The 14,641-nt window shown below is 56.9% G+C and carries 15 protein-coding genes; 7 read left to right on the plus strand and 8 right to left on the minus strand.

The genetic code is table 11. The features are described from left to right. Positions 1–26 precede the first annotated feature (26 nt). A complete protein-coding gene (gene bglB, locus CYR55_RS01785) occupies positions 27–1,166 on the plus strand; it encodes a beta-galactosidase BglB (RefSeq protein ID WP_101814439.1) in 1,140 nt (379 codons plus the stop codon). 85 nt (positions 1,167–1,251) lie between these two features. On the opposite strand, the gene cfa is transcribed toward bglB, so the two are convergent. Both cfa and punC read right to left on the minus strand, forming a co-directional pair. After that, entirely contained in the window at positions 1,252–2,403 is a 1,152-nt protein-coding gene (cfa, locus tag CYR55_RS01790) for a cyclopropane fatty acyl phospholipid synthase (protein ID WP_101814440.1), read from the minus strand. A 348-nt stretch (positions 2,404–2,751) separates the two neighbouring features. Then, the gene (gene punC / locus CYR55_RS01800) at positions 2,752–3,960 is read right to left on the minus strand and encodes a purine nucleoside transporter PunC (protein WP_101814442.1); all 1,209 of its coding nucleotides are present in this window, start codon (positions 3,958–3,960) and stop codon (positions 2,752–2,754) included. A 128-nt stretch (positions 3,961–4,088) separates the two neighbouring features. On the opposite strand from punC, the gene punR reads away from it, so the two are divergent. Then, positions 4,089–4,994, plus strand: a complete 906-nt coding sequence (punR, locus tag CYR55_RS01805; protein WP_101814443.1) for a DNA-binding transcriptional activator PunR — start codon at positions 4,089–4,091, stop codon at positions 4,992–4,994. A gap of 43 nt (positions 4,995–5,037) precedes the next feature. Here punR and purR read toward each other — a convergent pair whose 3' ends face one another. Beyond that, complete coding sequence (gene purR, locus CYR55_RS01810) at positions 5,038–6,063, minus strand: HTH-type transcriptional repressor PurR (RefSeq protein ID WP_101814444.1); 1,026 nt, start codon at positions 6,061–6,063, stop codon at positions 5,038–5,040. Positions 6,064–6,387: 324 nt separating this feature from the next. Between purR and cydH the strand changes: the two genes are divergently transcribed. Beyond that, positions 6,388–6,477, plus strand: coding sequence for a cytochrome bd-I oxidase subunit CydH (cydH, locus tag CYR55_RS01815; RefSeq protein WP_101814445.1), 90 nt, complete (start codon positions 6,388–6,390; stop codon positions 6,475–6,477). Positions 6,478–6,542: 65 nt separating this feature from the next. On the opposite strand, the gene CYR55_RS01820 is transcribed toward cydH, so the two are convergent. After that, positions 6,543–7,334 carry a C40 family peptidase gene (locus CYR55_RS01820; protein WP_101814446.1) on the minus strand — a complete coding sequence of 264 codons (792 nt, stop codon included), beginning with the start codon at positions 7,332–7,334 and terminating at the stop codon, positions 6,543–6,545. 427 nt (positions 7,335–7,761) lie between these two features. Between CYR55_RS01820 and CYR55_RS01825 the strand changes: the two genes are divergently transcribed. Beyond that, positions 7,762–8,106, plus strand: coding sequence for a Grx4 family monothiol glutaredoxin (locus CYR55_RS01825; RefSeq protein WP_072930895.1), 345 nt, complete (start codon positions 7,762–7,764; stop codon positions 8,104–8,106). A gap of 84 nt (positions 8,107–8,190) precedes the next feature. Here CYR55_RS01825 and rnt read toward each other — a convergent pair whose 3' ends face one another. The 4 genes from rnt to eptA all read right to left on the minus strand — a co-directional run bounded on the left by rnt (position 8,191) and on the right by eptA (position 12,425). Then, positions 8,191–8,886 carry a ribonuclease T gene (gene rnt / locus CYR55_RS01830; RefSeq protein WP_101814447.1) on the minus strand — a complete coding sequence of 232 codons (696 nt, stop codon included), beginning with the start codon at positions 8,884–8,886 and terminating at the stop codon, positions 8,191–8,193. Between the two features lie 85 nt (positions 8,887–8,971). Further along, entirely contained in the window at positions 8,972–9,379 is a 408-nt protein-coding gene (gloA, locus tag CYR55_RS01835) for a lactoylglutathione lyase (protein ID WP_101814448.1), read from the minus strand. Positions 9,380–9,535: 156 nt separating this feature from the next. Beyond that, positions 9,536–10,627, minus strand: a complete 1,092-nt coding sequence (gene nemA / locus CYR55_RS01840) for an alkene reductase (protein WP_101814449.1) — start codon at positions 10,625–10,627, stop codon at positions 9,536–9,538. A gap of 160 nt (positions 10,628–10,787) precedes the next feature. Further along, complete coding sequence (gene eptA, locus CYR55_RS01845; RefSeq protein ID WP_101814450.1) at positions 10,788–12,425, minus strand: phosphoethanolamine transferase EptA; 1,638 nt, start codon at positions 12,423–12,425, stop codon at positions 10,788–10,790. A gap of 315 nt (positions 12,426–12,740) precedes the next feature. Between eptA and CYR55_RS01850 the strand changes: the two genes are divergently transcribed. The 3 genes from CYR55_RS01850 to sodC all read left to right on the plus strand — a co-directional run bounded on the left by CYR55_RS01850 (position 12,741) and on the right by sodC (position 14,623). Continuing rightward, positions 12,741–12,980 (plus strand): DUF1289 domain-containing protein, encoded by a 240-nt coding sequence (locus tag CYR55_RS01850; RefSeq protein WP_101814451.1) that lies wholly within the window; start codon positions 12,741–12,743, stop codon positions 12,978–12,980. A gap of 104 nt (positions 12,981–13,084) precedes the next feature. After that, positions 13,085–13,981, plus strand: a complete 897-nt coding sequence (locus CYR55_RS01855) for an aldo/keto reductase (protein WP_101814452.1) — start codon at positions 13,085–13,087, stop codon at positions 13,979–13,981. A 120-nt stretch (positions 13,982–14,101) separates the two neighbouring features. Continuing rightward, a complete protein-coding gene (gene sodC, locus CYR55_RS01860; protein ID WP_101814453.1) occupies positions 14,102–14,623 on the plus strand; it encodes a superoxide dismutase family protein in 522 nt (173 codons plus the stop codon). Positions 14,624–14,641 lie beyond the last annotated feature (18 nt).

Genomic DNA, 14,641 nt, shown 5'->3' on the forward strand with positions numbered 1-14,641 from the left:
AACCTGTTCTCTTGCAAAGGTGAAAAATGAACGTATTCCCGGTAAAACAGAGTGAACTGCTGCGCCAGCCTGACTATTTTATTAGCCGCGACGAGGTTACGCGCCTGATTCGCCTCACGGCCGATAATCTTATCAATATCAAGGATGAAACCGGCGAATTCCTGCTGCGGCTGGACGACGGCCGGGTGATTGACACCAAAGGCTGGGCGGGCTGGGAGTGGACGCACGGCATCGGGCTGTACGGCATCTATAAATATTATCAACAGACTAACGATCCGCAGGCACTGGCGATCATCGATGACTGGTTCGCCGCCCGTTTCAACGAGCCGATGCCGACCAAAAACGTCAACACCATGTGCCCGTTCCTGACGCTGGCGTACCGGTATGAAGAGACGCATAACCAGAGCTGGCTGCCTTACCTGGAAGCGTGGGCTGATTGGGTAATGTACCAGATGCCGCGCACCGAGAAGGGCGGGTTGCAGCATATTGTCTATAACAATGAAAACCATCAGCAGATGTGGGATGACACCCTGATGATGAGCGTGCTGCCGCTGGCGAAAATCGGCAAACTGCTCAACCGGCCGGAGTATGTCGAAGAGGCGAAATACCAGTTTATGCTGCACGTGCAGTACCTGATGGATCGCAAAACCGGCCTCTGGTTCCATGGCTGGACGTTTGAAGGCCACCATAACTTCGCCGAGGCGCGCTGGGCGCGCGGCAACAGCTGGCTGACGGTGGCGATCCCGGACTTTATTGAGATGCTGGAATTGCCGGAACAGGACGCCACCCGCCGCTTCCTGTTGCAGGTGCTGGAGAGCCAGATTGCCGCACTGCAACAGTACCAGGACACCTCCGGCCTGTGGCATACGCTGATTGACGATCGCGATTCCTATCTGGAAGCCTCCGCCACCGCCGGGTTTGCCTACGGCATCCTGAAAGCGGTGCGCAAACGCTATGTGGGCAAACAGTATGCAGAGATGGGGCTGCGCGCCGCACAGGGCGTGGTGCGCCACATCAACAGCCAGGGCGAGCTGACGCAGGTCTCCTTCGGCACGGCGATGGGCAGCAACCTCGATTTCTACCGTGAGATTCCGCTCACTTCCATGCCCTATGGTCAGGCGATGGCAGTGCTCTGCCTCTCTGAATACCTGCGGGTTTATATTTAATGGCCTGAATGCGGGCGAAAAAAACCGGTCAATTGACCGGTTTTTTTGTGGGCATCGCTTTTGCAGAGATCGTTTTTTATAGCGATCAATGTGGAACGCGGATCCCGCCTTCTACCCCATGTGGGCTGAACACCACCTGCCAGAGCTGAATATCCCGTGCGCGGAAGGCACCGGCGCAGGCATTCAGGTAATAGGTAAACATACGGTAGAACCGGTCAGTGTAATTTCCGGCCAGCTGTGGCCACGCCTTCAGGAAACGCTCATACCATGCCATCAGCGTGCGGTCGTAATCCGCCCCGAAGTTATGCCAGTCTTCCATCACAAACACCCCCTCACTGGCCTGGGCAATATGTTTCACTGACGGCAGGCAGCCATTGGGGAAAATGTATTTGTCGATCCACGGGTCCACCGATATATCGGTTTTATTGGCCCCGATAGTATGCAGCAGGAACAGGCCGTCCGGCTTCAGATTACGGGAGACCACATCAAAGTAGGTCTGGTAATTCTTTGGCCCCACGTGTTCAAACATACCGACGGAGACAATCCGGTCAAACTGCTGGTTCAGATCGCGGTAATCCTGCAACAGAATGGTGACATCCAGCCCCTCGCAGCGCTGCTGGGCGAGTTTCTGCTGTTCGGCAGAGATCGTTACGCCGCTGACGGACACGCCATAATGGCGTGCAGCAAACGCCGCCAGCCCACCCCAGCCACAGCCGATGTCCAGCAGGGTCATGCCCGGCTTCAGCTGCAGTTTCTCGCAAATCATGCGTAACTTGTGCTCCTGTGCCTGCTCAAGCGTATCCGCTTCCTTCCAGTAGCCACAGGAGTACTGCATGTAGGGGTCAAGCATCTGGGTAAAGAGATCATTACCAAGATCGTAATGCTCTTTACCGACGATCCAGGCACGTTTTTTGGATTGCAGGTTGGTCAGACGGGCGGCGGCAATACGCAGGGTATCTTTCAGGTGGTGCGGAAGCTTCCGTTCCAGCCCGGCGGCAATGACACGGTGGAAAAACATATCCAGCCGATCACACTCCCACCAGCCATCCATATAACTCTCGCCCAGGCCGAGCGAGCCGTCCTGTAAAACGCGTTTAAAAAAATCGGGATGATTAACCTTGATATCGAAAGGCCGTGAGCCGTTGATTTCGATATCCGCCATGCTGAGCATCTCATGGGCAATGCGGTACCACTGATTATCCTGGATGCTTAGATCTTCTATACACGATGAACTCATAGCTTCTCCATCACCTTTCTTCTGACTTATAACCTGCAAGGAAAAGCATCGACAATTTGCAGGCGTATACGAGAACCCGCGGTCGCCCGCCGTATCTGATATCCGACTATGAACAGAGGAAAATGCAGGAAAAACCCCGGATCGCCAACAGAGCCCGAGAGCAGGCGACGGAGAGGTCATCCCTGATAAAGCGGGCGCTTTCCGCGCGCACCAAAAAGTTTGTAATAAAAGATTTGTAAAAGCGTTATTTTTATTTGTTAAAACCGAGTATATGCGCGCCGGAAACGATACTCAACTGCAAATCGCTTCCGGGCTTAATATTATTTAAGTTATTATTAGCAAAGGCAATTATGCCGCCTGGTTACTGTTTTCGCGGCTGGCAGACGATACCTGACGCCGCGGTACAATGCCACGCTGCACGAAAAAGCCTGACGCGGCGACCCCCACCGTTATTAACATTACGGTCACCGTTGCCATCAGTGGCCGGCTGATAAAGGCGGAGACCGCCAGGCTGGCCACAAAGCATAATCCCAGCTGTAATGCATTCTGCAGGGCGGCGGCCTTCCCCGTGCTGTGCGGGAAAGGCAGCAGGGCATTGGCAACAATTATGGGATAAAGCGCGCCATTTGCCAAAGCCATCACACAAAAAGGCACCAGTAATGCTGTGAGGCCCGGTTGCGTCAATAAGGCCAGCAGGAACAGGGTCACAATGCTCAGGGCATAACCGGCCAACAGCCACGGCACCAGGATCTTGCCGTCACGGCGGCTGACCACCATCCGGCAGCCGAAGCCTCCCAGCAGGAAAGCAAAGGTCTGCGGCACATAGCTCAGGCCGATATCATCCGGGCTGTAGCCCATCGCATGCAGGATAAACGGCGAGCCGGTCAGCCAGGCAAAAAAACCGGCAGAGCAGGCAGCATACATCAGCACATTGCCGCTGAAGACGCGGGAGTTAAGCAGCATCCACAGGCTAATCTTCGGCGCGTCGGCAGCGCCCGCCGCAGGCTTGCCGGCTTTCAGCCGTAACGTGGGGATAAGCAGTACCAGCGTGATCGCCAACAGGGCCAGGAAAATACTGCGCCAGCCAAAATGGTTCAGCAGCCATGCGCCCAGCAGCGGGGCCAGGGCCGGGGAAAGCGCCACCAGCGGCATAATCGTGGCGAACACTTTTTTGCTCTGATGGCGCGAGTAGCGGTCCACCACCAGCGCCTGCCAGCTCACCGCAGCCGAACAGACCCCGATGGCCTGCACAAAACGCATCAGCCAGAGCTGGTGCGCATTCGTGACCCACATCATCCCGGCACACCCGGCAGCAAACAACAGCAGGCCCAGTACCAGCACCGGCTTACGGCCGATGCGGTCAGAGAGCGGCCCCCAGATCAGCTGGGCGCAGGCGAAACCGGCCAGAAACAGGCTCAGGCTGGCACTGATGGCATTGGGGGAGAGCGCGAGGTCTTCCTGCATCAACGCAAATGCGGGCAGGTACATGTCCGTGGCCAGAAAGCCCAGCATACTCAGGACGGCAAGATAGAGCATGAAAAAGGGGGAACGAGTCATAAGTAATCTCAATATTTTATTCAGAGGTAATACACAAAACCTATATCGTCGCGCACTCTACGGTAGCCTTAGCGGGTTGTGAAACGGTAAAATTTGCACCATGCTGTGAAAAAAATTGAAGGCAGAATATGTGGTCTGAATACTCTCTGGAAGTGATTGATGCCGTGGCCCGCACCGGCAGCTTTAGTGCGGCAGCCCAGGAGCTGCACCGTGTGCCTTCTGCCGTCAGTTATACGGTGCGCCAGCTGGAACAATGGCTGGCGGTCGAACTGTTTGAGCGCCGCCACCGGGATGTGGTGATTACCGAGGCCGGGCGGGTGTTCGTGCAGGAGGCGCGGCTGCTTATCAAAAAAATGCAGGCTACGCGGCGTCAGTGCCAGCAGGTGGCAAATGGCTGGCGCGGCCAGCTCAGTATTGCGGTGGACCGGATCGTCCGGGCCGATCGCACCCGGCAGCTGGTGCTGGATTTTTACCGGGAATTCCCGGACATGGAGCTGTTAATTTCACCCGAAGTGTTTAACGGCGTATGGGATGCCCTGGCCGACGGGCGGGTGGATGCCGCCATCGGTGCCACGCGTGCGGTGCCGGTGGGGGGCGGTTTCCGTTTCCGCGATATGGGGTTTATGCCGTGGCATTGTGTGGTCAGCCGGGGACACCCGCTGGCGCAGCAGGCCGGGCCATTGACGGACGATCAGTTGCGGCCCTATCCGGCGTTGTGCCAGGAGGATACGTCACGCAACTTGCCGAAACGCGATACCTGGACGCTCGACAACCAGCGGCGGCTGGTGGTGCCGGATTGGACCAGCGCGCTGGATTGCCTGCTGGCCGGGTTGTGTGTCGGCATGATCCCGGCGCACATGGCGCAACCGCTGATTGACCGCGGTGAGCTGGCGGTGCTGAGCCTGCATCAGCCCTTCCCGGACAGCGCCTGCTGCCTGACCTGGGCGCAGGAGAAATCGTCACCGGCGTTGGGATGGTTGCTGGATTATCTCGGGGAGAGTGACACGCTGAACCGGGAGTGGTTGCGCGGGTAATGCGGGCCGGGAGCGTACAGAACGCCCCCGGCGAAAGAGGGGATTAACGGCGGTAATCGCGGTACGGGCCATCCGCCACAGAGCGGCGCTCTATCAGTTTCGGATGCACCTCAATGGTCTGCGGATCTTCACGTTTGCTGGTAATGCGATCCAGCAACATGGCAAATGCATTCTCGCCCAGGCGCTCTTTGGGCTGGTGGATGGTGGTCAGCGCCGGGGAGAAGTAGCGCGCATTGCGCACGTTATCATAGCCAATCACGGACACATCCTGCGGCACGCGCAACCCCAGCTCATCGGCTGCGCAAATCGCGCCCATGGCCATGATGTCGCCGCCGCAGAACACCGCGGTCGGGCGCTGTTTCTGGGTCAGGATCTGGTGCATCGCTTTATAGCCGGATTCCGGCTCGAAATCACCCTGAACCACCCACTCCTCGCGTACCGGAATATTGGCCTCTTCCATCGCCTTCAGGAAACCCTGATGCCGCCCGCCGCCGGTATTGCGCGAGAGCTGGCCGGGAATGATCCCGATGTCACGGTGGCCGCGCTCAATCAGGTAACGCCCCGCCAGGTAACCGCCTTCAAAGGCGTTATCAATGATGGAGTCGGTGAAATCGCTGCGCGCCGACCCCCAGTCCATCACCACCATCGGAATATTACGGTACTCTTCCAGCATGCCGAGCAGCTGGTCAGGGTACTCGGAACACATCACCAGCAACCCATCAACGCGCTTTTGCGCCAGCATCGCCAGGTAGGCCTGCTGCTTGTCGAGATTGTTATGGGAGTTGCACAGGATCAGCGTATAGCCTTTGCTGTAGCAACTGTTTTCCACCGCCTCAATCACCTCAGCGAAATAGGGCGCTTCACTGGACGTCGCCAGCAGGCCAATCGATTTTGTATGGTTGACCTTCAGGCTGCGTGCAACGGCACTGGGGGAATAGTGTAATTCCTTAATGGCAGCCCAGACCGCCGCCTTGGTCTCTTCAGCGACAAAACGTGTTTTATTAATGACATGTGACACGGTAGTCGTGGATACGCCGGCACGTCTGGCGACATCTTTAATCGTTGCCATGGAAAGAATGACTCCTGATAGTCCGTGTTATAGCACGTAACTATTATGTTAATCGTTTGCCTGCGTTTATTCTCCTGCCCGCTGAAAGGAATGCAGTGGATTCTGGGGGAGGAGCGGTCATCTTCGCTGAAATAAGCGGTGGGGCATCGCAGCCGGCCGGGTACGCAGTGCGTAAACCGCGAATTTTCACTCATTATGGTGAAAAGGGAAAGAGGAAAATTGTGCCGTGCGCCCCGAAATTGTTTAGGAATTTCTTTAAAAAGTGTGAGAATAGCGTGAGCACACTGAGTGTGTGGTTTTTCTGTTTTCACCAAGGAGAGAATAATGGACAGTGATTTGAAAATGTCGCTCTTGACCACCGTGGGCGCGTTGGCCGTGATTTTGATTTTCAGCTTTACCGCCGTGCTGCATTGACCTTCACCGGGCGCATAAAAAAACGCCGGCATTCCGGCGTTTTTTTATGCCATGTCTGACGGGGCTCAGCGGATGGTTTTCGGCGTCATCACCCGGCGGGCACCGACGTAGTGATCCTGCCAGTAGTCGTTATCCAGGAAACTGATGCGGATGTCCTCACCGGTGCGCGGTGACTGAATAAACTTGCCGTTGCCGAGGTAAACGCCCACGTGGTCAGCGGCACCGCGGTTATTAATGCGGAAGAACACCAGATCGCCGGTTTCCAGCTCACCGCGCTTCACCGGTGCCGCGTCGCGAAGGTGGTACATTTCATTGGCGGTGCGCGGCATGCGGATTTTCATCACATCTTTATAGGCGTAATAGACCAGGCCGCTACAGTCAAAGCCGGTATTGGGGGAGGTACCGCCCCAGCGGTAAGGTTTGCCGACCTGGTTCATCAGCTTGGCCATGGCGGTTTGCTTGGCATGCTGGTAGCGTTTTTTGTGGGCCGGGCTGAGGGTCAGCGGTTTGCTGAGCTGGGCCAGTTCCTGCGCGTCCACGCCTTTGGTGCGGTGACGGCCGTAACCTTTTTTGTAACCTTTTTTTGGGGGGGTAACCTTGACCAGCCGGGTAGAGGCCGTTTTACGGCTTTTGCCGCTTTTAGTGATGACGTTAACCACCCGCGATTTTTCTGCCCCGCTGTTTTTCTTTTTAGCGCTGGTTTTAACCGGCTTTCGCTTTTTACGCTCATCCGCTTTGGCCTCGCTGACATGGCTTTTACGCGGTTCAGCAGAAACACGGGCGTGAGGCGACGCATGCGCCAGATTCATAAACAGTTGTGTCAACAACAGGACAAAAAGCGTGACGATTAAACGCATAGTAACGCTACCAAAAGTGGCCCCGGAAAGAACGTCAAAGGAGGCTCAGTATTCCTGAAACCTGCCGTACAAAAAAGCACGAAACGCATCGATTCTAATTCATATTGTCAGAAAACGTTAATAGCTTTTTTCACAAATGAAAAATCAGTGCCGTTTGCTGCTATTTTATTCTCTGCTCAACAGCTTAGCCTGCAAAAACGGCCGGGCCAGGGCAAGGTTTTAGAGGTGAAAAGCCCCGCTTAAAAATGTTATTCTCAATGAATGTTTATTGATTACGGGTGGCGGGTGGCGCGGCTTATGGCCGGGCAGCGGGAAAAACCCTGTAAAAAATGGCGTTTTTATCCCGTAGCTGCCATCGTTACAATAGACCCAGTGCCGATTTGACGTGACGCATAACAGCCAGCTTATGGCGTGAGGAAGCAAGACAATGACGACGACGATTGATAAAATTCAGGCCCAGATTACTGAAAACCCGATCCTGCTCTACATGAAAGGCTCACCGAAGTTGCCGAGCTGCGGCTTCTCTGCTCAGGCGGTACAGGCGCTGTCAGCCTGCGGCGAGCGTTTCGCCTACGTGGACATCCTGCAGAACCCGGACATCCGCGCCGAGCTGCCGAAATACGCCAACTGGCCGACGTTCCCGCAGCTGTGGGTAGATGGCGAGCTGGTAGGCGGGTGTGACATCATCCTGGAAATGTACCAGCGTGGTGAACTGCAACAATTGATCAAAGAGACCGCTGAAAAGCACAAGTCTCAGGAAGATCAGCAGTAATTGTGCCGGGCGGGCAACTGCCCATCATGCAAAAAAGCGGGCAGCCCTCGGGCCGCCCGCTTTCGTTTCCGGTAAGGCGTCTGTTCAGGCATCCGTTTCGCGTGCGTCATCCGCTGTTGCCAGCGGCCAGCCCCCCAGCCGTTTCCAGCGGTTGACCAGCTCACAGAACAGCAGGGCTGTCTGCTCGGTGTCATAAATCGCGGAGTGTGCCTGGGTGCTGTCAAACTCAATGCCTGCGGTGATACAGGCTTTGGCCAGCACCGTCTGCCCCAGTACCAGCCCGCTGAGGGCGGCAGTGTCAAAGGTGGCAAACGGATGGAATGGATTACGCTTCAGCCCGGCCCGTTCGGCGGCGGCCATCAGGAAGCTGTGATCAAAGGTGGCATTGTGCGCCACAATAATCGCCCGGTTACAGTTCTGCTCTTTCATGCCTTTGCGCACAGCCTTGAAAATCGCATGCAGCGCATCATATTCGCTGACGGCCCCCCGCAACGGGTTATGGGGATCAATGCCGTTAAACGCCAGCGCTTCGGGTTGCAGCAAGGCCCCCTCAAACGGCTCAACGTGGAAGTGCAGGGTTTCGTCACGCATCAGCCAGCCTTCGCTGTCCATGCGCAGGGTTACTGCGGCAATCTCCAGCAGGGCATCGGTGCGGGCGCTGAAACCGGCGGTTTCAACATCAATAACGACGGGGTAGAACCCACGGAAGCGGCCACTCAGGGCGTTGAGATCACTTTTATCAGCCATCAGTTTCTTATCTTGTCCGAATTCAGCGCGCATTATGGCAAATTTTTGCAGCGGATGCAGGCGGGGAACATCTGGAAGGGAGGAAACGGGTGCAGAACCGCACCCGTCAGGCAGGAAATCAGTTGCCCAGACCGTGGCCGGCGTGGCGGTTTTCGATCAGTTCAATCTTGTAACCATCCGGATCTTCAACAAAGGCGATGACCGTGGTACCGCCTTTCACCGGGCCGGCTTCACGGGTCACGTTACCGCCGGCCTTGCGGATCTGGTCACAGGTCGCGGCGACATCGTCCACGCCCAGCGCAATGTGGCCATACGCGGTGCCCATGTCATAGCTTTCCACACCCCAGTTGTAGGTCAGCTCAATCACCGCGCCTTCGCTCTCATCGGTGTAACCCACAAACGCCAGGGAGTATTTGTATTCGGTATTTTCACTGGAACGCAGCAGACGCATGCCTAATACCTTGGTGTAGAAGTCGATAGAGCGTTGCAGATCACCGACGCGAAGCATGGTATGGAGTAAGCGCATATTGTCCTCTGATAACAAGTTAGGGCACGACAATCCCCTTTCCGGTACGAAAACCGGTGGGGATCCCCGTGTCATTAAGATAAAAACAGTTAAGTATAGCCTTCGCAGGCGAATAAATTCAATGTGATGCAAAAAGCCGCAGGCGTGACGGGCCGCTTACAGCGTTGGGTAATCGGTATAGCCTTCTGCGCCGCCACCATAGAACAGCTCGGTACGCTGGGCATTCAGGGCTGCGCCCTGGCGGAAGCGTTCAGCCAGATCCGGATTGGCAATGTAGTCACGGCCAAAGGCCACGGCATCGATATACCCTTTGGCGATCAGCGTTTCCGCTTTCTCCTGCGTATAGCCGCCGGCCCCGACAATCACCCCCTGGTAACGGGCGCGCACGGCGTCACGGAAGCTCTCAGTGTAAGACGCACCGCCGACCCAGTCCGGCTCGGAGATATGCAGGTAGGCCAGGTTGCGCGTATTCAGCTGCTCGATCAGATACAGCGCATCGTTAATTTCATTCTCGCCGTTGCCCAGCCCGCTGACGGTACCGAGCGGCGAAATACGGATGCCGACGCGATCGGCCCCGGCTTCTGCCACCGCAGCATCGACCACTTCCAGCGTCAGCCGGACACGGTTTTCCACGCTGCCGCCATACTGGTCGGTACGCTGGTTCGATTCCGGCGAAATGAACTGATGCAACAGGTAGCCGTGGGCGGCGTGCAGCTCCAGGTAGTCGAAACCGGCTGCAACGGCATTGGCCGCCGCCTGACGGAAATCATTGATAATCCCCGGGATCTCATCGGTCTCCAGCGCGCGTGGCACCGGGCAGTCCACCCGCACCGGCTGGCCGGCGGCGTCACGCAGTGTGGTACGGGTATTCACCGGCAAGGCAGACGGCGCAACCGGTAACTGGTTGCCCGGTTGCAGGTCAGGGTGTGAGATCCGCCCCACATGCCACAGCTGCACCGCCATGTGGCCATTTTGCGCGTGAACCTGGGCCACAATCTTTTTCCATGCGGCGATCTGTTCCGGCGTGTGCAGGCCGGGCGCACCGGCATAGCCTTTGGCCTGGAACGAAATTTGGGTCGCTTCGGAGATGATAAGCCCGGCACCGGCGCGCTGGGCGTAGTACTCGCCCATCAGTCCGGTAGGGATGTCGCCCGGCTCAATGCTGCGCAGACGGGTCAGCGGGGCCATAAACACGCGGTTCGGCAAGGTCTGTTTGCCGACGGTTAACGGCGTAAAAAGTGTGCTCATCATATCTCCAAAAAACTAACAGATTGTCAGCGCACACTATGCAAGGGCAGGGCGACTACAGATTGTTTAAATGTGCGAAGCGCGGCAGCGTTTATGAAGGGGTAAAAAGCGGGGCATAAAAAAACCGGCGTCTTATCACGCCGGTCAAAAGGCAGAGGGATCAGCTGTTGCGGCGACAACGCTGCATAAAGTCCAGCGCCGGCTGGTATTCGCGTGTCTGTACATTCATCAGGCCCAGCATCAGCGGGAACAGATTGTCCTGGGAGATGTCATCGTTGGCGGCAATACGGTTAAGGCACTGGCGATCGACGCCGTAACTCTTCTCATATTGAGGTGACATCCAGATCAGGAACGGAATATGGGTTTGTTGCGACGGGGCAAACAGATAGGGCGTGCCATGCAGGTACATGCCGTTCTCACCCAGAGATTCGCCATGATCCGAGAGGTAGACCATCACGGTATTGAATTTTTCGCTGTGTTGTTGCAGCAATTTAATGGTGTCATCCAGCATTGCATCGGTATACAGCAACGTATTGTTATAGGTGTTCACCAGTTTTTCATGATCGCAATCCTGGATCTGGTTGCTGTCACAGGTTGGCGTGAAGGTGCGGAACTGCGCCGGGTAACGCTGATAATAGGCCGGGCCATGGCTGCCAATCTGGTGCAGCACGATCACGCTGTCATCCTTCAGGCCGTCAATATAATTGTTGAGGCGGGAGAGCAGCGCGCCGTCGCGGCAGAGGTCGCCCTGGCAATCCTCACTCAGTTTTAGCTGGGTCACATCCTGGTGCGGCACCCGGTCACAGGCCCCTTTACAGCCGCCGTCATTTTCACGCCACAGCACGTTAATACCGGCATGCTTCATCACATCCAGTAACCCCTCCTGATGGCTGGCCAGGGAGGCGTCATAATGTTGACGCGGCATATTGGAAAACATGCAGGGCACGGAAATTGCGGTCTCCGTGCCGCAGGAGGTGGCATGGCGGAAATAGCTGACCCCCTCTTTTTCCAGGCGCGGGTTAGTCTGTTTTTCATAACCGCCCAGGGAGAAGTTTTCGGCCCGTGCCGTTTCCCCGACCACCAGCACCACCAGCGTTTTCTTCGGTTGTGACAAAATCAGCGGGCCTTTGTGGGCGTCTGTGCCGATAGGGATCAGCGGCAGGTTCTCGGCAAAATAGCGGTGATGCGCAAACGCAATTGTGCCGCTGACATAGTTGGTGGGTGCCAGCATTTTGACGATCGACCGGTTATTGCGAATCAGCGAGGCGTAATCCTTATAGAAAAATGCGGCAATCAACAGAATAATGACCACGGACGCCAGGATATTGGCGGCCCGCAGCCCCAGCATGTACCACCATGGGCGACGGTTGCGCACCTTCACCAGCCCAAGCACCAGCGCCGGCAATACTCCGGCACCCAGCAGCCACAGCAGCAGTTGCGGCGTGAGCAGCGCGGTGGCTTCCTGTGGCGTGGTCTCAAAGGCGTTCTGCATCATGTTGCTGTCAATCACCACCCCATAACTGAACATAAAATAGTTCGCCGCCGCACCGCACAGCAGCAAAATAATCGCCAGCGGCTTACGGAGATAGGGCAGGGCCAGCAGGCTGAAGAGAATATTCAGCGCCAGAAACAGCACCAGCGGTACACTCATGGCGAACAGCACATCATGCAGCCGGTTAAAGGTGATTAATGACCAGGTTTTATGCAGGAACAGGGCATTTTGAAACAGCAGAAAAGCCAGAGCCGTCAGCAGCACAAAGCTCAGGGAGTTACAGTGTAACGATCGCAGGGTACGCATCAAAATAGGGAAGTCCGTCCGAAAGGAATAGGCACAAGGTATCAGGTGAAACTTAAGAGAACCTTAAACAGTCCGGCAACAACTCTTTCACGAATCACGGGCCAGCCGTCGGGGCCACAGCACGGCGGGGGTGACGTGTGCCCTTGCCATAAAGCATAGGCATAAATCATAAGCTTTCATGAATTATCGTCGCGAAACTCACCGCGGCAGGGCGTTTATGCCTTGCCAGCCGGGGAGATAGCAGCTTCAATTAAAGTCATCATCTTTTTATTCGCCAGCCATGCCGCCGGGCGAGGAGCGGTACGGGGAGGTTTTATGGCCGAGCAGCTGGAATTTTTTGACATACCCAGTCCCTGTCGCGGCATCTGCCAGATGGATGCGCGCGGCTTCTGCCGGGGGTGTCTGCGCAGCCGGGAAGAACGTTTTGGCTGGATAACCATGAGCGACGCCCAGAAGCGGCATGTCCTTTACCTGTGCCGCCAGCGTTTCCTGCGGCAACAGCGGCTGGCCCGCAAAACCGACGATCCCCCGCCGGAACAACCCTCTCTGTTCTGACCTCCTCTTTTCTTGCGAGGCAGTACGCAAAGCAGCGCACTGTCATCGAGTCTGGCCGGGCAATTGTGTATGCTTGGCACCTTACCTATTTTGAGGAGTTGGTTATGGACTCACGTTGTCAGATCTCCCCGCAAGGCCCTGAATTTTCTCCGCTCATTGCGGGGTACTGGCGTTTAATGGAGTGGGGGATGCGCCCGCAGGATGTGCTGGCGTTTATCGAACAGCACAGTGAACTGGGCATCACCACTGTTGACCATGCGGATATTTATGGCGACTACCAGTGCGAGGCGGCCTTTGGTGAGGCGCTGCGCCTGAAGCCCTCACTGCGTGAAAAACTGGAGCTGGTGAGCAAGTGCGGCATTGCCACCACGGCCAAACCGGAACATGTCCTCGGCCACTACCTCACTGACCGGGCACACATCCTGGCCAGCGCGGAACAGTCGCTGAAAAACCTGCATACCGACTACCTCGATCTGCTGCTGATCCACCGCCCAGACCCGTTAATGGACGCCGACGAGGTGGCCGAGGCATTTACCGCGCTGCACAGCAGCGGCAAGGTGCGCCATTTTGGTGTGTCCAATTTCACCCCGGCCCAGTTCAGCCTGTTGCAGTCACGCCTGCCGTTTACGCTGGCCACCAACCAGGTGGAGATCTCACCGCTGAACCAGACGGTGACGCTTGACGGCACCCTGGACCAGTGCCAGCAGTTGCGCATCCGGCCGATGGCCTGGTCGTGTCTGGGCGGTGGGCGGCTGTTCACCGAGCCGCGTTACCAGGCACTGCGGGATGAACTGGAGGCGATCGCCGGAGAAATCGGCGCGCAGTCACCGGAGCAGGTGGTGTATGCCTGGATCCTGCGGCTGCCCAGCCGGCCCTTGCCGATTCTCGGTACCGGGAAAATTGAGCGGATGCGGGATGCGTGGGCAGCGCTTTCCCTGCCGCTCAGCCGCCAGCAGTGGTTCCGCATCCGTAAGGCTGCGCTGGGGTACGACGTACCCTGATGCAAAAGTGACCAGTGTCACAATAAGGCGGGCTGCCCCGGTTGTAAGCGGGGCGGCAGCACGGAAAGCAGCGGGGTTGCCTATACTCAGGGTTCTGAATCGACAGGCATTGGAGGCAGCATGAATTCTCTTTCCGGCGTGGCACTGGCCGCCATGATGGTATGTGGCGCCGCACAGGCCGCCAGTAAAGATGTGACGATGAACCTGGTCTCGGCAGACGGTGCGCCAAAACCGATCGGTACCATAACCATCAGCGAGACGCAGTATGGCCTGCTGTTTACGCCAAAACTGGCCTCCCTGCCACCGGGCGTGCACGGTTTTCATGTGCATCAGAACGGCAGTTGTGACGCGGCCATGAAGGACGGCAAAAAGGTGGCGGCGCAGGCAGCCGGTGACCATTTTGATCCAGGGAAGACCGGCAAACATCTGGGGCCCTATCAGGATGGCCACCTGGGCGACCTGCCGGTGCTGTATGTGCATGAGGACGGCTCGGCCAGCGATCAGGTACTGGCCCCGCGCCTGAAAACGTTGTCAGAGATCGACAACAAAGCGCTGATGATCCACGCGGGTGGCGATAACCACGCGGATATGCCGATGCCGTTGGGCGGCGGGGGGAGCCGCCTCGCCTGCGGCGTGATCTGACCCCGGCGACCGGGCTGC

This window comes from Chimaeribacter californicus, from assembly GCF_002858675.1.
GTDB classification, from domain to species: Bacteria; Pseudomonadota; Gammaproteobacteria; order Enterobacterales; family Enterobacteriaceae; genus Chimaeribacter; species Chimaeribacter californicus.